This window comes from uncultured Chitinophaga sp., from assembly GCF_937898475.1.
GTDB lineage: Bacteria > Bacteroidota > Bacteroidia > Chitinophagales > Chitinophagaceae > Chitinophaga.
On the sequence record NZ_CALEJS010000042.1, the window covers coordinates 75,632 to 97,556 of the forward strand.

Annotated in this window: 14 protein-coding genes; 10 read left to right on the forward strand and 4 right to left on the reverse strand. The window is 49.4% G+C overall.

Features of this window, described 5'->3' with window-relative positions; genetic code table 11:
- Positions 1-207 precede the first annotated feature (207 nt).
- The 7 genes from Q0577_RS25945 to Q0577_RS25975 all read left to right on the forward strand — a co-directional run bounded on the left by Q0577_RS25945 (position 208) and on the right by Q0577_RS25975 (position 13,226).
- Positions 208-3,231 (forward strand): DUF2723 domain-containing protein, encoded by a 3,024-nt coding sequence (locus Q0577_RS25945; RefSeq protein ID WP_298741567.1) that lies wholly within the window; start codon positions 208-210, stop codon positions 3,229-3,231.
- Between the two features lie 297 nt (positions 3,232-3,528).
- On the forward strand, positions 3,529-4,212 hold the full coding sequence (locus Q0577_RS25950; RefSeq protein WP_298741569.1) for an RNA polymerase sigma factor: 684 nt from the start codon (positions 3,529-3,531) through the stop codon (positions 4,210-4,212).
- 84 nt (positions 4,213-4,296) lie between these two features.
- Positions 4,297-5,484 carry a FecR family protein gene (locus Q0577_RS25955; protein ID WP_298741571.1) on the forward strand — a complete coding sequence of 396 codons (1,188 nt, stop codon included), beginning with the start codon at positions 4,297-4,299 and terminating at the stop codon, positions 5,482-5,484.
- Positions 5,485-5,706: 222 nt separating this feature from the next.
- A complete protein-coding gene (locus Q0577_RS25960) occupies positions 5,707-9,159 on the forward strand; it encodes a SusC/RagA family TonB-linked outer membrane protein (RefSeq protein WP_298741572.1) in 3,453 nt (1,150 codons plus the stop codon).
- A gap of 23 nt (positions 9,160-9,182) precedes the next feature.
- Positions 9,183-10,781, forward strand: a complete 1,599-nt coding sequence (locus tag Q0577_RS25965; RefSeq protein ID WP_298741573.1) for a SusD/RagB family nutrient-binding outer membrane lipoprotein — start codon at positions 9,183-9,185, stop codon at positions 10,779-10,781.
- Between the two features lie 23 nt (positions 10,782-10,804).
- Complete coding sequence (locus Q0577_RS25970) at positions 10,805-11,779, forward strand: DUF1735 domain-containing protein (RefSeq protein WP_298741575.1); 975 nt, start codon at positions 10,805-10,807, stop codon at positions 11,777-11,779.
- Between the two features lie 157 nt (positions 11,780-11,936).
- Entirely contained in the window at positions 11,937-13,226 is a 1,290-nt protein-coding gene (locus Q0577_RS25975) for a hypothetical protein (protein WP_298741577.1), read from the forward strand.
- A 6-nt stretch (positions 13,227-13,232) separates the two neighbouring features.
- Here Q0577_RS25975 and Q0577_RS25980 read toward each other — a convergent pair whose 3' ends face one another.
- A complete protein-coding gene (locus Q0577_RS25980; RefSeq protein WP_298741579.1) occupies positions 13,233-14,441 on the reverse strand; it encodes a serine hydrolase in 1,209 nt (402 codons plus the stop codon).
- Between the two features lie 485 nt (positions 14,442-14,926).
- Here Q0577_RS25980 and Q0577_RS25985 point away from each other — a divergent pair, with 485 nt between their 5' ends.
- Together Q0577_RS25985 and Q0577_RS25990 are read left to right on the forward strand one after the other, a co-directional pair.
- On the forward strand, positions 14,927-16,228 hold the full coding sequence (locus Q0577_RS25985) for an endonuclease Q family protein (RefSeq protein WP_298741580.1): 1,302 nt from the start codon (positions 14,927-14,929) through the stop codon (positions 16,226-16,228).
- A 70-nt stretch (positions 16,229-16,298) separates the two neighbouring features.
- Positions 16,299-17,630 carry an alpha-L-fucosidase gene (locus Q0577_RS25990; protein ID WP_298741582.1) on the forward strand — a complete coding sequence of 444 codons (1,332 nt, stop codon included), beginning with the start codon at positions 16,299-16,301 and terminating at the stop codon, positions 17,628-17,630.
- Positions 17,631-17,632: 2 nt separating this feature from the next.
- On the opposite strand, the gene Q0577_RS25995 is transcribed toward Q0577_RS25990, so the two are convergent.
- Entirely contained in the window at positions 17,633-18,094 is a 462-nt protein-coding gene (locus Q0577_RS25995; protein ID WP_298741584.1) for a VOC family protein, read from the reverse strand.
- 147 nt (positions 18,095-18,241) lie between these two features.
- Between Q0577_RS25995 and Q0577_RS26000 the strand changes: the two genes are divergently transcribed.
- Positions 18,242-19,138, forward strand: coding sequence for an aldo/keto reductase (locus tag Q0577_RS26000; protein WP_298741586.1), 897 nt, complete (start codon positions 18,242-18,244; stop codon positions 19,136-19,138).
- On the opposite strand, the gene Q0577_RS26005 is transcribed toward Q0577_RS26000, so the two are convergent.
- Together Q0577_RS26005 and Q0577_RS26010 are read right to left on the reverse strand one after the other, a co-directional pair.
- A complete protein-coding gene (locus Q0577_RS26005; protein WP_298741588.1) occupies positions 19,135-20,091 on the reverse strand; it encodes a 3',5'-cyclic-nucleotide phosphodiesterase in 957 nt (318 codons plus the stop codon). The genes Q0577_RS26000 and Q0577_RS26005 overlap by 4 nt on opposite strands.
- Positions 20,092-20,268: 177 nt before the next feature.
- On the reverse strand, positions 20,269-21,822 hold the full coding sequence (locus tag Q0577_RS26010) for a S41 family peptidase (RefSeq protein ID WP_298741590.1): 1,554 nt from the start codon (positions 21,820-21,822) through the stop codon (positions 20,269-20,271).
- Positions 21,823-21,925: the final 103 nt, after the last annotated feature.

The following is a 21,925-nucleotide window of genomic DNA, read 5'->3' on the forward strand; positions in this document are numbered from 1 at the left end:
AGTAAGGTTTGCATGTATAATATTAAACCCAACCTCATGATCGGCTTTCATGGCTGCGATGCTGATGTTTGTAAATCATTTCTAAATACCTGGTCCGCGGAAATCCAGCTGTGGCAATACCCCCAATGACTTTAACATACTTTTAAGGATACATTTCCTATATTAAGAAAGCTCACCAGCCCTTTACTCAATTGAAAACCATTTAACATGAACTTCAACAGGATCAACAACATTACCGGTTGGATCGTGTGTTTGATAGCGTGTACCGTTTACCTTTCTACCATGGAAGCTACTGGTAGTTTATGGGATTGCGGCGAATTTACGGCCGCCTCGTATAGATTACAGATACCTCATCCGCCAGGGGCGCCCCTGTTCATACTCCTGGGCCGCCTGTTCACGATGTGCCTGCCGCCGGATAAAGCAGCCCTGGGCATTAATGTGATGAGTGCGCTGGCCAGTGGCTTTACCATCCTCTTTCTTTTCTGGACTATTACCTACTTTGCGCGCAAGCTGCTGGTAAAAGCAGGCACCGTCATGTCCCGTGAACAGCGGATGCTCATCATGGGAGCGGGTGTAGTAGGTGCATTAGCTTACACTTTTTCCGACTCCTTCTGGTTCTCCGCTGTAGAAGGTGAAGTGTATGCCATGTCATCCCTCTTTACCGCAATAGCATTCTGGGCCATCCTGAAATGGGAGGGAGAGGCAGACCAGCCCTATGCAGACCGCTGGCTGATATTCATTGCCTATATCATTGGCCTGTCTATCGGTATTCACCTGCTGAACCTCCTTACTATACCAGCCATAGTAATGGTGTATTATTACCGCCGTTATAAACCAACGCTCAAAGGTGCATTAACAGCTCTAACGCTGGCCTGCATCCTTACAGGTATCGTCCAGGTAGCATTCATCCAGTATCCTGCTATGATTGCCGGGAAAATGGACATATGGTTTGTGAACAGCCTGGGACTGCCGTTCAACTCGGGCTCCCTGTTCTTTGTAATATTAGTAGCTGGTTTGCTGGCTTCCGGCATTCGCTGGGCCTGCCGTAAGCGCCGTTACTTTGCCAAGCTGGCTTTGCTGTGTACCACCTTCCTCTTTATCGGGTACGCTACTTATATCACCACTATCATCCGTTCAAACGCCAACCCGGGTATTGACATGTATAATGTAGACAATGCGGCTACACTGCAACGTTATCTGAGCCGTGAACAATACGGGGATTTTCCGTTGGTATACGGCCAGGTGTTCACAGCAAAACCAGTGGAGTATAAAGAAACTGGTAAGGTATATACCAAAGGCGTTGCACAGTATGAGGAAGCCGGTAAACGTTACAAGGCGGTATACGACGCGAAAGATATGATGTTGTTTCCCCGCATCTGGGATAACAACAATGAAACGGGCCATGTAGACGCTTACCGTCAGTGGCTGGGGCTGGCAGAAGGAGAGCAACCTACATTTAAAGACAACATCAATTTCTTCCTGAGCTACCAGGTAAACTTTATGTACCTGCGCTATTTCATGTGGAATTTTGTAGGTAAACAGAATGATATACAGGGCTTCGGTAATGTGCGCGACAGTAACTGGATCTCAGGCGTATCGCTGGTAGATAACCTGCTCTATGGCGATCAAAGCAAATTACCAGATAGCCTCAAAGAGAGCAAAGCGCATAACACCTTGTTCTTCCTGCCCCTGATACTCGGTGTTGCAGGCCTGCTTTTTCATTTTAAACAAAGACGGAGGGATGCCCTGGTAGTGGGCCTGTTATTCTTCTTTACAGGCCTGGCTATTGTATTATATATTAACCAGCCGGGCGCACAGCCACGGGAACGGGATTATGCCTATGTGGGATCTTTCTACGGATTTGCCATCTGGATAGGTTTGGGTGTGCTGGCCATGCATCAATACCTGCAACGGCGGACACGCTGGGCATTTTCCGCTCCCGCCGCCATCCTGGTATGCCTGCTGGCCGTACCGGCGCTGATGGCTTTCCAGGAATGGGATGACCATGACCGTTCTGATAAAGTACTGGCCAGGGATATTGCCCGTGATTACCTGGAATCCTGTGCACCCAATGCCATACTTTTCACGATAGGCGATAATGAGACCTATCCGTTGTGGTATGCCCAGGAAGTGGAAGGTATCCGTACTGATGTACGTATTATTCATATGAGCCTGCTCACTGCAGACTGGTACATCAATCAGCTAAGGCGGCAGTTGAATAAAAGCGCCCCCATTCCCATGAGCTGGACGGCTGAACAATACAAAGGCGATAAGCACGACTATGTAATGTACCATGACGCTGGCATCTTCCCGCAGGATAAATTCTACAACCTCAAAGAAGTAATGCAGTTTGTCGGTAGTGAAGATCAGCGGGCAAAGCTAATGACCAATACAGGAGAGTACATTAACTTCCTGCCTTCACAGCGATTATTCCTGCCGGTAGATAAGTCGCAGGTAATGGCCAACGGTACCGTGAACGCTGCAGACAGCACCCGTGTGCTGCCCCAGCTGGCTTTCCGGTTAAGCAAGAATGCCTTGTTTAAAAATGACCTGGCCATGCTGGATATCCTGGCTGCCAATAACTGGGAACGCCCGGTGTACTTCGCCAACCCCAGTATTGCACGCGGTATAGGCCTGGACAATTACCTGCGCAGCGAAGGCCTTACCTATCGCCTGGTGCCCCTGGCAACGGATACACCGGATAATGTGCCCGTAACCAACGACGTACCGGTTAATACCGAAAAGATGTTCGATAACCTCATGCACAAATTTGCATTCTGCAGTGCTGATGTAAAGGGCGTTTATTTCGATGAAACCAATCGTAATATGCTGCAGCAATTGCGCAATAACTACGCCCGCCTGGCTATCGATCTGGCTGCGAAAGGAGATAAGACACGCGCGCTGCATGTACTGGATACGATGGACAGGAACATAAAGGAAGATAACCTTCCCTACGGCATGACTTCTGCAGGCAATTTCCATAACATCAACGCTATGCAGGTAGCATATGCCTATTACCTTGCTGGTAACCCCGAAAAGGCCGGCGCCATTTCAGAGAAAATCATGAAGGACTGTCAACAGCAGATCGCTTACTACCAGTCATTGCCGCCGTCCAGGCTTTCCGGCGATCTTCAGCAGGATTATCAGCGCGCCGCCGAATATATTATACCGCAATTGCAAAAGATGAAAGAAGCTTTTACGGGAGATAAACACCAACGAATGCTGAACTAGTACAGGCGGGTCATTATCCATATAAGAAAAAGTCCATGGCGTATTCCCATGGACTTTTTCTTTTTATTACCGGTGGCAATACAACTTTTGTTTTATAATAAGGTTCTTTCACTCAGCTACTTATAGAAAAAAGTAGTATTTCCCAGATTTTCATAAATAGAAATAATTTTTCTTTTAATTTTATTTCGACAACTTATCAGGGAAGCAGACCGGTTCATTGCAACTGGCATAGGGGAATCATACAACAAGGGAATGAGCTGCCGCCGGCAGGATTACATATGCCATTGAAAAGACAACATGCTAGTGGACAAAGTAAAAGAGGGGGTCCATCCGGTCAGCGAGGGACATTTGTACACGGATGAAATGCAGGAAAACACCTACAGCGAGATGGAGTTATTTATCCGTATATCGGAAGGGGAGGAGCCTGCTTTTCGCCGCCTGTTCGAATTATACAGAGAGCGGCTTTTTATTTTCGCCAACCAGATTGCTCACTCAACAGCAGATGCAGAGGAAATTGTACAAGACATCTTCTTAAAATTATGGGAGAACAGGGCGCACCTTTCGCAGGTTAGCTATCCCCGTAAGTATATTTATACCATGGCCCGTAACCGCGCCCTGGATCATCTTACCAGCATTGCCAGGAATAAAAAGGCCATGCAGGCTGTCTATGACAGTATTTCAAATATCAATAACACTACCGAAGAATTGCTGCAGGCCCAGGAAAGCCAGCAACTGATCTATAAGGCGCTGGCCCGGCTGCCCGAAAAGAAGCAGACAATTTTCTGGTTAAGCCGCCGCGACGGACTCACCCACCAGGAGATCGCACAGCGAATGAACATGTCTGTTCAGACAGTGAAAAATAACCTGACTGATATATTAAAATATGTAAGAATGTATCTTTCCGGTCATTCCGAGCTGCTTACTGTTACTTTTCTGCTGGAATCTTGTTGCCAGTTGCTCCTGGATGTTCCGTTTTTTTAACCCGGGGAATATTTTTTTTAATTTTTTCCGGTACTATCATCTTTTCAGACAGTCTATATATATGAAGACCAAATCACCACCAAGATGAGCGGTACTGTCGAACGCCTAGCCTACTTATATCAGCAATATATTGACGGAGCATGTACCGCAGAGGAGTTACAGGAGTTTTTTGAATATGTGCGCATGCCCGAAATGAGACAGGCATTGCGTGGGTTGGCAACAGGTCATCTGGAACATCTATCACCCGGTAATGAGCTCCCGGAGGTTAACTGGGATGATATGTATAACAGGATCATGCAGCAGGAAAAGCCCGTTGCAGCAGGGAAAAAAGGTATCGTAAAACGATTGTTCACCCGGCCGGTGGTAGCGGCAGCGGTGGTTACCCTGGTGGCTTCAGCTGGCATCTGGGCCTTGCTTACCAGGAAGCCGCAGGCACAGCAGCTGACAATAGCCGAAAGGTTCAGGAACGATATACCACCCGGAAGCAATAAAGCCATACTGACCCTGGCTAACGGCCTTTCCTTTGCATTACACGATATGGACGATAACAGCCGGCAGCAGCTGGCCAGCGGAAATTTCTTCCGCCTGGACAGCGGCGAGCTGGTTTATAATAATGTACCCGCCGTGCGGACACCCGGTTATAATAAACTAACCACTCCCCGCGGCGGACAATTTAAATTAATACTGCCGGATGGCAGCCGGATATGGCTCAACGCCGCGTCATCCATTACGTACCCGCTGGCTTTCGGGCCTGGAGAACGTAAGGTGGCCATCACAGGTGAGGCATACCTGGAAGTAGCTAAAAATGCCGCCAGTCCTTTTAAAGTACTGGTGAACGGAATGGAGATAGTGGTGTTAGGCACGAAGTTTAATATCAATGCCTATACCAATGAACCAGTCATCAATACAACACTGCTCGAAGGAGCCGTGAAGATCATCAAGGGCGATAACAGCTGCCTGCTTAAACCGGGAGAACAACTGCAGGTATCGCGGGACGGTGGTTTTAGTGTGAAGAATGAGGTAGATACCGCATCTGTAATAGCCTGGAAAGATGGTATGTTCTCCTTCAATGATGAGGACATAGCATCTATTATGCGGCAGGTAAACCGTTGGTACGACGCACAGATAGTCTATGAAGCCCGCATTCCCCATCATTTTATAGGCACCATACCCAGGAACGTGCAGGTCTCCAGATTACTGACCATGCTTGAGCTCACGGGCAGGTTGCGCTTTAAGATCGATGGTAGAAAAATAACTGTAACAGAACCGTAAGAAAATAACTTGTTATTCAAAAACCGTAAATGAACCGTTATCCAGTGCGTAAACACGGAAAGAGAGATCGTTACTATTGTTCAACTTAAAACAGCCAGCTATTAATGTAGAGAGGACAACAAAAATTAACCCCGGTACAAGATACCGGTCGCATTCCGTATCTGTCCCGGATGGTCTGAACCAAAGTATTTAGAATTTTATTCATCAACCAAAATCTAATCTATGACTTTCACCGTACGGTGTAAGAACAGGCTTGTTACGCTATGCTTGTTATTCGCCTCGCTTATCGCTGCATCCCTGCCCGCCAGCGCAGGCAACACGCAATCAGTCACCCTCTCTTTGAAGAACATCCCGCTTGCAAAAGCCTTCAAGGAGATCCAGAAACAAACAGGATACTCATTCCTGTATTCCAAAGAGGATCTGGAAAAAACACAATCTGTCAACATTGACGTCAGAAGCCAGAACATCGAATCAGTGCTGAACCTCTGCTTCCAGCAGCAACCACTCACTTACAGCATTGTAGACAAAGTAGTGATCATTAAAAGAAAATCCGGTGGTGTAAATGATGGCACACCGGAAGAACGTATGACACCGGCTGCGCCCCCGGTTACAGGTGTGGTGCTGAGCGCCGACGGCTCTCCTATACCTGGCACGGTAGTGCAGATCAAAGGAACAAATAAAGGTACCGTTACAGACGCCGACGGCCGCTTTTCACTGGATGTGCCTATTGGCGCCACACTTGTGATCAGGTCTGTAGGATTTGATTCCCAGGAAGTAAAAGTAGAATCAACCGGCCCGCTGAAGATCACCCTGAAAGTGAATACTTCCATACTGGAAGAAGTGATCGTAACAGCAGGTGGTATCAAGGCAAAACGCCGCGAAGTAGGTACTGCCACATCCGTAATTAAAGCAGACGCCCTGGTTACAGGTAAGGCAGTAAATATTGCCGGCGGCCTGCAGGGTAAAGTAGCCGGTCTGCAGATCAACGCCACCAGCGGAGGTGTTGATCCCAATTACCGCCTTATCTTAAGAGGCCAGCGTTCACTCACCGGTAACAACCAGGCCCTGGTTGTACTGGATAACGTGATCGTACCCAATGAAGTACTGGGATCACTGAACCCGGACGATGTGGAAGACCTCACCGTACTGAACGGCGCAGGTGCAGCCGCGCTTTATGGTTCCCAGGCCTCCAACGGCGCTATTATCGTTACTACCAAAAAAGGAAAGAAAGGCGCTACTGCTGTAAAGGTTTCCAACACCACTACGGTAGAATCCGTGGCCTTCTTCCCCAAGCTGCAGTACGGCTTCGGCGCTGGTGGTAGCTCATACGGTTATGACGCCAACGGAAGACCGGCGTTCTCCAACCTGGAGAACCAGTCTTACGGCCCCGCTTTTGACGGTTCCTATGTTCCCCTGGGCGAACCACTGGAAGATGGCAGCCAGGACTCTGCCAGGTATAGTGGTAATAAAGAGCATAACAACTTCTGGGAAAAAGGCATCACCAACCAGACAGATTTTTCTGTTACCTCTGGTGATGATAAATCTACCTTCTACCTTTCCGGTCAGTATGCTACTATCACAGGTACTACTCCTAAAGACAAATATAACCGTACCACGCTGCGCGCAAACGGTACCCGTAAGATCGGTGAGAAAGTGATGGCTACTTACAGCATCGGTTATACGCAGAAAAGGAATGATGTTACCACGCAAACCTCCAGTATGTACGCCAACCTGCTGAACATGCCGCAGAACGTGGATATCACCAAGTACAAGAACTGGAAGACCGATAAGTTCGCCAACCCGAACGGTTTTTACAACCCATGGTATCAGAACCCGTACTTTACACTGGACAACTACAGGTCTAAAGAAAGAAGAGACTACCTTACCGGGAACGCCGAACTGAAATATTCACCCACCTCCTGGCTGGACCTTACCGTACGTCAGGGTATCTCTACCCGCAACCAGTCTGCAAAGGCATGGGTAGCCGCATTTGACTATACTACTTATGCGGAGGAGGTCTCCAATTCTAAAACAGACATCAAGGCTTCTGTTTCAGATGCAACGGCCTATACCACCGAGCTGTTAAGCGATGCATTTGCGCAGGTGCGTAAAGAATTCGGTGATTATAGCCTAAACGTTATAGCAGGCGGACAATGGCGCCAGGACGAATCCAAGTTCATCGGTATCGGCGCCAGCGGCCTTACCATACCAGACCTCTACAACGTTAGCAACAGTACCTCCAATCCTACTGCCACAGAGGCTAATTATAAGGCCCGCCAGATGGGCTTCTATGGCGATGTGCGTATCGGCTATAAAAATTTCCTCTACCTGCATGGTACCGGCCGTAACGACTGGGTTTCCATACTGGCCCCTGAAAACAGGTCTTTCTTCTATCCTTCAGTAGACCTGTCCTTCATCGCCAGCGATGCCATCAACCCCTTAAAAGAAAGCAAAACGATCTCTTACCTGAAATTAAGAGGCGGCTGGGCTAAAGTAGGCCAGGTAAACCTGGGTAACATCAACGACTTTGGCGCTTACTATCTTCAGTCAACTTTCAGCCAGGCTAATGGTTATCCCTATGCAGGCGTAGCGGGTTACACTATCAATAACACCCTCGTATCTGCCAGCCTGAAACCGGAGATCACCAAAGGATATGAATTCGGCTTCGACCTGAACCTGTTTGACGATCGCATTACTACCGCATTGACCTGGTATAACACTAAAACCGATAACCAAACGGTGAATACTACCGTTTCTAACGCTACCGGCTACTCTGTATATCGTGTGAACAGCGGTCAAACCACCAGTAAAGGCCTGGAAGTAACTGCCCACTTTACGCCCGTTAAAACAGCTGACCTGGATGTAACAGTTGGCGGTAACTATACTTACCTCGATAATAAAGTAAATAATATCAGCGCTGATCTGCCCCGTTTATCCCTGGCTACTTACAGCAATGCCACCGGTTCATACGCAGTAGCCGGACAGGTATTCCCGGTTATCATGGGTAAGGATTACCGCCGCGATCCCGAAGGACATGTGGTAGTAGACCGCGTAACCGGTACACCTTTTATTGATGATACCATCAAAATACTGGGTAACGCCACACCAAGGAACCGCCTTAGCCTGGATCTGAACATCCGCTACAAGCAGTTCCGCTTTACCATGCTGGTAGAATATCGCGGTGGTTATATGGTATATAACAACATGGGTGGTGAGCTGGATTGGTCTGGTACCGGTTACAGAACCGCTTCATTTAACCGCGAGCGCTTTGTATTCCCGAACTCAGTATATGAAGATCCGAACAAACCGGGCTCTTATATCAAAAATACCAACATCACCGTTGTAGACGGTAACGGTAACTCCGGCTTCTGGACCAATGAAGAGAACAGGGGCGTAGCATCCAACTACATCACTTCCGGCGACTTCTGGAAATTGAGGGAAATATCGCTTTCCTATGATCTGCCGGCTTCCCTGCTGAGCAGGTCCCGCATCATCAAAGCCGCTACTATCAGCCTGCAGGCCCGCAACCTGTTTGTATGGCTGTCTAAATCCAATTACTACACAGATCCTGAATACAGCGATGCAGGTAATGATAACAATGGTATAGGTCTTACAGGCCTTGGACAGACACCGCCTTCCCGTTTTTATGGCGCTACCGTGTCTTTGACGTTTTAACCGCATCTTAAAAATCAGTACAAATGAAGAAACTAATATTTTATATAGCCGCTGGAATGGTTGTTCTGGGTAGTTCCTGTAAAAAGTATCTCGATATCAACCAGAACCCGAACCAGGCTACTACAGCCACACCTGAAGTTGTATTGCCGCAGGCCATCGTTTATACCGCCAGCGCAATCAGCACTTATAATAACTATGGATCACAGCTGGTAGGCTATTCTGCCAACGCAGGCGGTTTCGGTGGTTTTGGTACCTCTGTGACCTACGGTTTCAGTAACTCTACCTTCAGCAACCTCTGGACCGTTTCTTACGACGTGTTGAACGACTACCAGTGGGTAAAGCTGAACACAGACGCCAATCCGGACTATGGTTATTTCAATGGCGCTGCCAGGGTCATGAAAGCTTTTATCTTTCAGATGCTGGTAGACACTTATAATGATATTCCGTATAAGGAAGCATTAAAAGGAGTAGAGGAACTTACACCAGTGTACGACAAAGCCGAAGAAGTATATGCAGACCTGGCAGTACAGCTGGATTCTGCCATTGCTATTATCGAGGCTACAGAAGACCGTCAGCATGAAAGCACCACCAGTAACGTAAAAGACCTGGATGGTAGTACCGACCCCATGTTCCACGGTGATATGCATCTGTGGAAACAACTGGCCAATACCGTTAAGCTGAGACTGATGGTGCGTGGCCGTGGTAAAGTTACTTTCAGCAACACCACCTTTAACGACGCCGGTTTCCTGGAAGAAGACGCGCTCGTGAACCCCGGTTATGTAAGGGATAACGGTAAACAGAATCCTGCCTGGAATTCCTGGGTGTTCACTTATACCGGGGAGGCTGGTAACAAGGCCTGGATACCTACCAAATTTGTCCATGCATTTTATGACGGGCAGAAATTAACAGATCCCAGGGGCGAGGTAATTTATTATGACTTCCCTCAAACTGCCGTTAACCAGCTGGGCTTTGAAAGCTCGAATGTTCCCAGCTCTCCCGCAGGCAGCCCCTGGCTTTCCGGCGCCAACAGCGGCTCCAGCAGAAGCTCTGGATCTGCAGGCGGAAGCATCGGCATATTTAAAGCGCCTACCTGGGGCGAGCCGATCCTGCTGGCGGCTGAAAGCTATTTCCTGCAGGCGGAAGCAGTGGTACGCGGTATCCTCAGCGGCGGTAATGCAAAAGCCCTCTTCGATGATGGAGTAAAGGCATCATTCAATTATCTGTACCTGAAACCAGATGGCACTTATGACGATGATTATGATCCGGCAGCAGATTATACCAGTTACCTGGCAAGCAACAGCACCAGCTATCTGGTGCATTTTGAACAGGCCGCAGGCGTAGAGCAGCAGATCGAAGCGATCATCACACAGAAATACATTGCACTTAATTTCATACACGGTCATGAAGCCTGGAATGAATACCGCAGAACACATTACCCGAGGATTGTTAACAGCTCGTCTAATGCTATTCTGACCTTTGCTTCTGCCCAGTCACAGAGTACAAGGCCTGACAGGCTGCCTACAAGGGTGCTGTATCCCAGTACGGAAGCTTCCAACAACTCTACCAATATGCCTAAAGGTATCAGCCCGTTCTCTTCATTGATCTTCTGGGCTATACAATAACTAAACAGATAAAAAGAATGCTGATGAAACATATCATAAAGAAAGCGTCAATGGTGGTCGCGGCTGCTGTGGCTCTTACTTCCTGTGTGAAGGACCACCTCGCCGTGGACCCTGCCCAATCGAATAACGTGATAGAATTTGCCAATACAGGTAACATCGTTTCCTCCGCGGGCGCTGTTCATCCCAGGTTTGCCTCTGATCTTGGCAACCTGCCGGTAGGCGATTCCTCCACATTTGTGGTGAACCTGAGCTACTCAGGAGCGGAAAAGGCGGCTCCTAACGACATCACGATCAACCTCTCTGTAGATCCCGCAGCACTGGACGCCTACAATGCAGATGATGAAACAGAATATGCCCTGCCTCCTGCAAGTGCTTACCACTTCCCAACATCTGTAGTTATTAAAAAAGGTGAGAAAGTAAAACAGATCACAGTTACCATCGTCAGGAGTCCTGAATACAATTTCGATACGAGTTATGCATTACCGATAAAGATTGCCTCCGTGTCTTCCGGCATCATCAGCGGCAATTTCGGAACGGCTATCTACTCATTTACTGCCCGTAACGTGTACGACGGTGTATATAAGATGGAAGGTACGTTGAATGATGTGACCACCTCTGCTATTACAGGAGACTACCCGAAAGACGCCATGCAGCTGATCACCTACTCCGGTAAAGCGGTAGGACTGTACGATCCTTATGTTGCCAGGAACTATGGACACCCGATAAAAAGTGGTGGCAGCGGCAGCTATTATGGCAGCTTCAGCCCTGTTTTCTTAATTGACGATGACGGAACAATCACAAAGGTGACCAACTATTATGGTCAGCCCAGCTCCAACGCCCGTGCAGGGCAGCTGGACCCTACCGGTGTAAATAAAGTAACCTTTGGTGCAGATGGTAAAGTGGTTTCAATCGAGGTAAGTTATATCATGTTACAGGCCGGAGCGCCCAGGACTTACTTCAATGAGAAATTTACCTACGTAGAACCAAGACCAAGATAATGAGATAACAGCTGTCCAGCTGATGCTCAGGCATAACGTCCGGAAGTCTGTGCGAAGGCTTCCCTTCATAAGCGAGAATATAGCCCTGCTCAGGCAGGGCTATATCTTTTTATGTAATAAAAAATGGCGGTCACCGTTTTACTACAAACCGCTATCTATGAAGCTCACCGGCCCCATCTTACTCCTGCTTTGTGTCCTGCAGGTTGCTGCCCGGCAACAAATGGGTAACCCCAGGTATGATTTTCCTGATTCGATCGTTGCTAAAAATGGAAAGGAGCGGGGCTACCTTAATGCCAACCTGAATGGCTTGTCTATATCAGGACACTATCGCGAAAGCTGGCAGTATGAAGACAGCCTATCCGGTCCGCCTCCTGTTGTACGTCTTTCAATGGCCGGGAAGGAAGTGGTGGATGCCAGGAAGCTGATCCTGGAAAAAGCATCCGATTATCGTATCCTGCTGATCAATGAAGGCCACGCTCATCCCGAACACCGGTTGTTCACCAAATCGCTTTTATCGGCCCTTTATAAACAAGGCTACAGGATATTTATGGCCGAAGACATTGGTGAAAACAATACAATTATGACCAGGCAATACCCGGTTAGTACGGATGGTGTTTTAGTCAACGAGCCAGCCTATGCATCGCTGATACGCTATGCCCTGAAAACCGGGTACAAAGTGGCGGCTTATGACTTTCTGCAGGTTACTAAAAAGAGTTATTGGGATGATAGCGTAAAGCTTGACAGGAATGGCTCCATGAAATTTATCAGCTACGTGCCCCGTGACTCTTTGACAATAATGCTGAATGAAAAGGGCGAGGTGACCATGACCTACCTGACCAGTGTCAGGGAAAAGAGCCAGGCAGACAATATCAACAAGGTGTTGAACAGCAATCCCGGTGCAAAGGCCATCATCCACGTTGGCCACGGCCATTTATACGAAAGCGGATCCTGGATGGGGGCTCAGCTGCGCGCATTGCTAAACCAGGAAGACATCCTGACAATTGACCAGCAAAGCACCAATATCAAAGTACCCATCATTGATACCCTTACGCATGATACCATCCGGATGGATTTCGCCTGGCTTTTGTGGATGAAAGACAAGCAAAGATTTTTTAACACCGGCTTATCAGGCGGGGGTGACTATACGGTAATTAACGCTGCCATAAAAGACGCTCTCGGCAGGCCCGGTTTTCTGTTCCAGGATCCGGAGCCCAGGCAGGTCTACAATATTCCTGCAACACAGCTCAAAGATTGTCCCTGTCTGTTCAGCGCCTATTACGCGGATGAATACAGCAAATCCGGCGCGGATGCTATTGCCGTTGATATTGTTTATTCAAAGTCTGAAAACAACGCGCCGCCGCTGTTGCTATATAAAGGAAAATATCAGCTGATAAAAAAGAACCGGCAGGGCGGTTATACACGTAGCAACCTGGACATACACAGGTAAGAATGATCATTGTACGGCTTCGAGTATCTTTTTGATCATCTCGTCCATCTGCTTGTTTTCGATCCATCTTACTACCGCCACCAGGTCATGCTCCGGATCTACATATATAAGATTGGTGCCGTTTCCAATATGCACAAAACTGGTTGCCGGCGCACTGGGCAGCAGTTTATGGTCGGTATTCAGGAACCAGTTCATATAACCATAGGTGGGCTGCGCCTTGGTCGGTGTCAGGGCTTGCTTTACCCACTGATCTGAAAGCAGTTGTTTGCCATCCCATTGGCCCCTGTGCAGGGTAAGCAGGCCAAACCGCGCCATATCATAGGCATGAATGAACATGCCGCCGCCCCAGTGACCGCCGCCGCTGACCGATTGCACCGGTGCGCCGTCCAGTACGATCCATGCATTGCGGTAGCCATACCAGCGCCAGGTGTTGGATGCGCCAATGGGATCCATAATATTTGTTTTCAGCACCTGTGGTAAAGGCTGTCTCCATACACAGGTGGCCGCCAGCGCCAGCGCATTTACCCGTACATCATTGTATTTATACACCGTGCCGGGCGTATTCCTTTTGCGGTGCTGCCATACTTCCGGATCAGTGCCTTCCGGACGGTCCGCCCAATCCGGTTTATCCCATAACGTGCCTTCCCAGTCGCTGGTCTGGCGCAGCATATCATCCCAGGTGATGGTACGGTTATGTGCGCTGGCAAATGGGTATAACAGGGGATGGCCCTTGGGCGAGATGGGATCATACACTTCAATGGGAGGAATATATGGAGCAACGGTATCATATACACTGCGGATCAGGCCCCGGTCTACCGCCAGGCCTACTACGGAAGAAAGAAAGCTTTTGGTAACGCTGTTGGTGATGTCCACCCGCAGTGGCGTTCCCCATTCTGCTACAATGTATCCGTGATAGACGATCACGCCGGTGGGCTCGCCTCGTTCTGAGAAGGGGCCGATGCCCGCGCTGAAGGGCTCTTTACCAAACTGGATAGCCTGCGTAAGTTCCAGGTCGCGGGGATACCTGGCTTCATGATCCTGCGCAAACCGGATAGCAGCCTGCAATTTATCCGCTTTCAGTCCTAATAAAGCTGGCGCACGGTGCTCCCAATCACCACGCGGTGGAAAATAGGTATTCCTGCCGGATGATTTGGATTGAGCGGAAGCAGTGATCACACTGCATAAGAGAAGGAGCAGGGAAAAGGGTCTTTTCATCAGGTTAAGTTACAAAATCCAAATACCAAATACCAGATTCCAAATACCAAATACCAAAATCCGAAATCGAACTATAAGCAGACTACCACTCAAGTTTTAGACTTGGAATTTGGGATTTGGGATTTGGGAATTTGGAATTTTCAATACAGTCGATTTTCAAGTATCCGCTTGATCATCCGGATTGTAGTGCGGCTGGTCTGCCCCTTATATTTTTCGGCTATTTTATGCTCACTCCTACCCGTGCAGGTATTCATTTTCAATTTTGGATATTGTCAGCTTGGAGATTTTTGCGCTTGAAATTGCCGGAGATTTATGGGGCAAATCTTTGATGATGAAACAGGGTACCAGCAATTATCTGAAGTTCAGAGACGCAGGGAAAAAAGAGAGTTTATGTTTTTATTGGAGGAGAGTTCAGTTCCCCGCTTGGGCAATCTTCTTGACTGATAATGTAATTAAAACACAGCGCCACGCGAAAATCGCCGGCTTTGTGTTTTATACAATATGTGCCTACCTTCGCCCCCATGTTCTACATCGCCGACCTGCACGTCCATTCCCACTACTCCCGCGCTACCAGTAAAGACCTCAACCTGGAGTCTTTATACCAGTGGGCGCGTGCCAAAGGCATCCACGTAGTCGGCACCGGCGATTTTACCCACCCCTTATGGTTCAAGGAACTGCAGGAAAAACTGGAACCCGACGGCAGCGGCCTCTTCCGCCTCAAAAATCCGCCTGCTGATCCAGCGCTGCCGGGCATGAAAGTTCAGGACATTGACGTTCGCTTTCTGCTCTCTACAGAGATCAGCTCCATCTATAAACACGGCGACAAAGTGCGGAAAAACCATAACCTGGTATATGCGCCGGATTTTGATACCGCAGCCCGCATCAATACCCGCCTTGCTGCCATCGGCAACCTGGCGTCTGACGGCCGCCCCATTCTCGGCCTGCCTTCCCGCGATCTGCTGGAGATAGTCCTGGAATCTTCAGACCGGTCCCACCTTGTACCCGCTCACGTATGGACGCCCTGGTTCTCCACCCTCGGCTCCAAAGGCGGCTACGACAGTGTAGACGAATGCTTCCGCGATCTCTCCGGGCACATCTTCGCTATTGAGACCGGCCTTTCCTCCGACCCGGCTATGAACTGGCAGTGGAGCGCCTTAGACCGCTTTACCCTTATCTCCAATTCAGATGCGCATTCTGCCCCCAAGCTGGGCCGGGAGGCTACGCTGTTTAATACGGAACGCAGTTACGACGCACTTTTCAACGCCATGAAAACAAAACGGGGATTTGTTGGTACCTATGAGTTCTTCCCCGAAGAAGGTAAGTACCACCACGATGGTCATCGTAACTGTGACGTATGTTTGCTTCCTGAAGCAACACTGTCGCACAATGGCCGCTGTCCTGAATGTGGTGGCCCCATAACGGTAGGCGTACTGCACCGCATACAGAAACTGGCAGACCGTAAAGCACCGCAGCCCCCGCAACAGGCGCCGGACTATGATTACATCATTCCCCTGCCCGAAATACTGGCAGAAATAAGGAAATGCGGCCCCGCTACAAAAGCGGTAATGAAAGATTTTCTCCAGGCTATCTCCACTTTCGGCAACGAGTTTAATTTGCTGAAACTGGCTCCGGTAACCGATATACACCGGCAGATCAGCCCCGTATTGGCCGAAGCTGTTCGCCGCATGCGTGAGCACGAAGTAAAACCGGTACCAGGCTACGACGGACTATACGGCGTTATAAAAATATTCAGCGACGAAGAGCTGAACCACTCCTCACTTTTTTAATAGTACCTCCCAATAGGCAAGGATCCGTATCTTGTAAGGATAAACAAGTTTGGTGCTTATGCGCAGGTATATGTTTTGCCTAGGTGCGCTCTTACTCTGCAGCGCTTCCCTCTTCTCCCAGCAATCAGCCAACAAACCCGAAAGGGAGCAATGGTTTATGGATATGGGGCTCGGTATGTTCATTCACTGGAGCGTGGATGTACAGGTTGGCGCTGTGATCAGCCATTCTATGGCCGGCGCTTCAGATGCCTACCTGCAAAAGTTTACCCAAACCCTGCCGCAAACATTCAACCCTAAGAAGTTTGATCCGGAAGAATGGGCCGTACTGGCCAAACTGGCGGGTATGAAGTATGTGGTGTTCACCACCAAGCATCACGCAGGCTTTTGTATGTGGGATACCAAAACCACGGACTTCAATATTATGCGTACGCCGTTTAAACGGGATGCGCTGAAAGAGATTATCGCGGCCTTCCGCAAACAGGGCATTGCTATAGGATTGTATTTTTCACCGGAAGATTTTTATTATTTCTACCAGCATAAGATCCCTATTGGCAGAATGCAGGTACCGCAGCATTTTCCTGCTAATAACCCGGGACTGATGGCTTACGATAAAGCCCAGGTAAAAGAGCTGCTCACCCAATACGGTAAAATAGATCTGATCTTTTTTGACGGCCCTGCTGAAGGCCTGAAAGAATATGCCTGGCAGCTACAGCCGGATATTGTGGTTACCCGCGGACAAATGAGAACGCCCGAACAGGAACTGCCGGATCAACCGGTGCCCGGCCCCTGGGAAGCCTGCTTTACAATGGGTACAGACTGGCAGTATAAACCCACCAACGATCCCCAGAAATCAGGCACCGCCATCATCGATATGCTGATTGAAACCAGGGCCAAAGGCGGCAATTTGCTGCTGAATGTAGGCCCCAAGCCTGATGGGGAGATCCAGGTAGAACAGGATGCCCTGTTGCGTGAGCTGGCCCTCTGGAACCTGGCCAATGAAGAAGCGGTTGCGGGCATTCGCCCGTGGAAGATCATCCGCGAAGGAAAGATCTGGTTCACCCGGTCAAAAGATGGAAAGGCAATATATGCCTTTGTTCCCGCCGGCGCTGAATGGAAATACGGCGAACGCAGGGAGCTCGTGATCAGAAACCTGCAGGGCAGCGAGCAGACCAAAGTATCAGTACTGGGCTTCGGCAGCGAGCTGGTGGAATACAAAAAGGATTTTGACGCACATGTATATGTGAAAAGCACACCCATGGGACTGGTGATCAGCGCCGTAAACGGACAGCGCTTTTACACCAATAACCAATGGCCCAACCCCGTAGTGCTGAAAATAGAGAACGCGCAATATCGTCCCTACCAGGACCGCTCTACACGGGCAGAGCTGGAAGGCGCCAAATAGGCTTAGTATTTGTCGTCATTGATCTCTACCCAGTAATTGTCAGGGTCCTGGATATACAGCTGTTTTACGCCATCTACGCGTACATTGAATTTCTGCTTTTCTCCTGTCCAGTTAATGAAGGGGATCTTATGTTTGTTCAGCAGCTTCACAAACTCGTCTACAGAAGCTACACTGAAGCACAGGTGTGAGGCCATGTCATGTTGGGTGATTTCTTTGGCGCCGGCTATCAGGTGCAGCTGGGCATGCTCACCTACTTTAAACCAGGTGTGCTTGCCGTCATGAAAGGGTTCGGGCATCGTATCTAATCCTACAATGTCGCGGTAAAAGGCCGTGGCCTTCTGCAGGTCGTATACTGAAATGGCAACGTGGTTCAGGATAACGCTCTTATGCTGCGCTTCCGCACGCATGGTTTGTACCGTTAAACCGGCGGCAGTAAGCAGTCCGGCGATGATCAGCTTTTTCATTATCCCAAAATACACCGGAATTATTCTTGCCGCAAGTAAATTTGTAGTAACGGTTTGAAAGTTTTAGAGTTTGAATGGGTCCGGCCTGATTGCGTCACACTCAAACTTTCAAACGCTCAAACTTTCAAACGCTCAAACTTTTTTGTTATGAACTATAATGCTTTAGGTACTTCCGGTTTAAATATCAGCGAGGTAAGTTTTGGTACCATGTCATTACAGGGCAGTGATGCAGAAAATGCAGCACTGATCGAAAAGGCCATAGATGCAGGTATCAATTATTTTGATACGGCAGATCTTTACGACCAGGGCCGCAACGAACAGTCGGTAGGCAAAGCGCTGAAGGGCAAACGTAAAGACGTGATCATCGCCACCAAGGTAGGCAACCAGTGGCGTGCCGATGGCAGCGGCTGGGATTGGAATCCCCGCAAGGAATACATCCTCTCGGCGGTAGAAGGCAGCCTGCAGCGCCTGCAGACGGATTATATCGATCTGTACCAGCTGCACGGCGGTACGCTGCAAGACCCGATAGACGAAACCATTGAAGCGTTTGAGCTGCTGCAACAGCAGGGCAAGATCCGCTGCTACGGCATCTCGTCTATCCGCCCAAATGTGATCCGCGAGTATGTGAAACGCTCCCGTATAGTGAGTGTGATGATGCAGTACAGCCTGCTGGATCGCCGCCCCGAAGAAGAATGCCTGGAACTCCTGCAACAGCATCATATCTGCGTGCTGGCCCGCGGCAGCGTAGCCAAAGGCCTGCTGGTGGATAAGCCCGCAGCGCCTTTCCTGAACTACAGCGCTGAACAGGTGCAGCAGGCCGCCGCTGCAGTGAAGGCCCTGAGCAATGCCCAACGCGGCCCCGCCCAAACAGCATTGCGCTTTGTATTGCAGCATCCCGCCACCACTTCTGCAGTAGTGGGTATCCGTACGTCAAAGCAGTTGGCAGATGCGGTGGATGCCGTAAAGTCACCTTCGCTTTCAATGAATGAAATGGAACAATTACGCCAGGCCCTGGCGCCTAACCGTTACCAGGAACATCGTTAAAAGCGGAGCGCCTTTCCCTGTTCGGGTATGATCAGTTTCAGCTGCAGATTGTTCTGCTGCGTCAGCTGACGGCGTATAGCGGCTTCATTATCGCCGGCGGGTTTGATATGTGTGATCACCACCGGCAATCCCTTTAATGCCGCCGTACCACTGAAAGATCCCAGGGTTTGCATTTCCTGCATCAGCAGGGCAGGGGTGAGGTGACCGAACAGCTGCTGCTGTGGCTGTTCATCCGGGAAGGACACTTCTATAAAAATAGCTTTCAGCTGACGCGATCTTACCAATGGCGCTACCGTCTGCCATAACTGCCGCAGTTTGTCGGAGTGTTCTATGGTATCGGCTCCCGTATCTCCCAGGTACAACAGGTAAGCGTCCTGGTACCGCACTAAAAACGCAGTGCTCTGGTAAGGCGCTGAATGGCTTAACGGGAAAGCTTGCACGCTCATATCTGTTTGGGCAATGGCAGCAGGCGCGCCCGGCGTAAGTGGATGGTAATGATATTTTTTCAGCAAAGGCGCTTCTCCCTCATCGGCAAAATTGGCCCAGCTTTTCCAGCTGAAGTATTTTTCTTTGATGATATCCAGGCAGTGCGGCAGCCCGTAAATATCCTTGGCACTGTCTTCCGGCGAGTTGATGATCATCCCCGCCAGGTGGTCCAGGTGGGGGTGCGATATAAAATAGCCTTTAATATATTGCCGCAGCACCGTGGCTTCCGGAACATTAAAACTGCCTGTATGAATGGCCTGCCGGATACCGGCGTACAGCGTGCCCGCATCCAGGCAGATGTAGTCACTACTGCCTTGGGGGGCCACCATGTAGGCAGACAGATTGCGCTCATCCATCCCGCCCTTTACGCCCAGGGGCACTACCCGGAAACCGGTTTGCGCCTGTACGCAGGTGAGCATGCAGCTCAGGAGCATCACCAGGCAAATGCTTCTCTGATAAAGATTCATGCAGTAAAAATCGGGGACAAAATTTCAAATACCAAATTCCAAATTCCAAAACCCGGATTCAAACAGCTCCTTCCTGGCAAAGTCTTTTGGTGTCTGAAAACCTAAAGTCTGAACTGGAATTCAAATGTTGGAACCTGGAATTTTGGATTTGGAATTTGGAATTTTACTATTTACCGGTCATCTGTTGTTTTTGATGTCAAAATCCACCATGCCGTTGAACTGTCCGGAGATGACAGACCGCTTGATGTTGATACGGGCATTCGGATCTGCTACTATACGTTCCGTACTGGCCTGGCGGAAATTGCCCGTTCTGATATAGCTGAATATTTTGCTCAGGTTGTCGTCTTCACTGTTGCCCCAGGGAACATTCACATAGTCGGTTGCGGCCTGATCGGGTTTGATGCCGCTGTAATAGCCGCCTGACTGTTGCGCGTTCTTTGTTTCGAAGTTGATGGCAAAGAGATCTGCCAGGTATTTTTCATTTCCTGCAGCATCGTGATCAGAGATGGTATAGCTGAAGAAACCAACCGGTTTGCCGTAGGTAGTGTCGCCCACCAGCTTCACATTCATATAGGGCTTCAGGTTATTGAGCGTCAGCTCGCTGGCTGAAGCTGTCTGCGCACCGGTGATAAAGAATACATGATCCAGGTTAAGCCCCCCGGTACTGCCAAAATTGATGGCAGCAGGCAGCCCCGTAGCAGCCAGGTGCTGGGTCAGTTTATCGTTGTAGGTGTAATAGTACATTACCTTGCTCTGCGCGCTGGCGGGCGCAATGGCATTCGCCAGGTATTGCGAGGTGGATACAGCGCCGCCGGTATTATAGCGCAGGTCTACGATCAGCTCGCGGATGCCCGCAGCCCTGAATTTGCTGAACACCTGGTCCAGCACCTGTTTGGTGGCGGTGGCGCCGCCGGTGCTGCTGGTTACGCTGGAGAAGGTGTAGAATACAAAGTATCCCACCTGCTTACCGTTTACCGTGTAAATGGTATCATACAATACCGGGTTCACATTGTAGGACGCGGTATTGAGCGTGATGGTAGGCGTAGTGTTGGCAGGTGTTTTAAAGGTAAAGGTGGAGGAAGACGAGTTGTACACGGCGTTGCTCACTTTGGTGGTATTGGCGCCGTTACTGCCGTCGTAAGACAGGTTATTGTCCCCGTTGATGGCAGTGATCTCCCAGCCCCGCTGTACGCCCTGTAAGCCTGCGGGCGAGTTCTTATCGGCATACAGCACCAGCAGGTGGCTTTTATTATTGTTATCCAGCGCAAAGGTCACTTCCATCCCGAAACTGCCGCTTTCGGCCTGCGTTTTTTCGATCACGCCGTTCTGCAGCTTGTTGGCCAGGGAGCCGGTGCGGTCCAGGAAGCTGTATCGGTCTATTTTCTGGCCGTTCACCTGCGGGTAGCTGATCATGGTAGAGAGCAGCTGCTCTGCCGTGCTGTAATTGGTGCTGAAAGGATCCAGGCCGGGCACCTGGTTGTACCAGTAATAAGTAGGCAGCCCGTTGCTGGCGTTGCGTCCGCCATCTGCATAGGTTACCTGCATAATGCGGTACATCAGGTATTTGAGCGAGTCTTCGTCTGTGGTGGAGGAGGCAGTGCCGCCCCCGGTATTATTATTGTCGTCATTTTTTGGTGCGGTGCTGTCCTTCCTGCAGGAGAAGAAAATAATACTGCATAGCAGGCTCACCATTAGCATAGGTACTCCGGGCGATAGTCGATATTTTTTCATTGCACATGCCATTTTGCTGTTATTCAGGATGTTCGTTGGCTTTCTGAAAGATGATGATCCTGCAATAGTAATGTTGCGGCTCTATATATAAACGGAAAAAAGG

Coding starts and splice junctions, on each gene's coding strand:
- Q0577_RS25980 (WP_298741579.1), bottom strand. CDS start 14,441: ATGAAAAGACCCTTTTCCCTGCTCCTTCTCTTATGCAGTGTGATCACT.
- Q0577_RS25955 (WP_298741571.1), top strand. CDS start 4,297: ATGAGCGGTACTGTCGAACGCCTAGCCTACTTATATCAGCAATATATT.
- Q0577_RS26005 (WP_298741588.1), bottom strand. CDS start 20,091: ATGAATCTTTATCAGAGAAGCATTTGCCTGGTGATGCTCCTGAGCTGC.
- Q0577_RS26010 (WP_298741590.1), bottom strand. CDS start 21,822: ATGAAAAAATATCGACTATCGCCCGGAGTACCTATGCTAATGGTGAGC.
- Q0577_RS25975 (WP_298741577.1), top strand. CDS start 11,937: ATGAAGCTCACCGGCCCCATCTTACTCCTGCTTTGTGTCCTGCAGGTT.
- Q0577_RS26000 (WP_298741586.1), top strand. CDS start 18,242: ATGAACTATAATGCTTTAGGTACTTCCGGTTTAAATATCAGCGAGGTA.
- Q0577_RS25950 (WP_298741569.1), top strand. CDS start 3,529: ATGCTAGTGGACAAAGTAAAAGAGGGGGTCCATCCGGTCAGCGAGGGA.
- Q0577_RS25965 (WP_298741573.1), top strand. CDS start 9,183: ATGAAGAAACTAATATTTTATATAGCCGCTGGAATGGTTGTTCTGGGT.
- Q0577_RS25960 (WP_298741572.1), top strand. CDS start 5,707: ATGACTTTCACCGTACGGTGTAAGAACAGGCTTGTTACGCTATGCTTG.
- Q0577_RS25995 (WP_298741584.1), bottom strand. CDS start 18,094: ATGAAAAAGCTGATCATCGCCGGACTGCTTACTGCCGCCGGTTTAACG.
- Q0577_RS25990 (WP_298741582.1), top strand. CDS start 16,299: ATGTTTTGCCTAGGTGCGCTCTTACTCTGCAGCGCTTCCCTCTTCTCC.
- Q0577_RS25945 (WP_298741567.1), top strand. CDS start 208: ATGAACTTCAACAGGATCAACAACATTACCGGTTGGATCGTGTGTTTG.
- Q0577_RS25970 (WP_298741575.1), top strand. CDS start 10,805: ATGAAACATATCATAAAGAAAGCGTCAATGGTGGTCGCGGCTGCTGTG.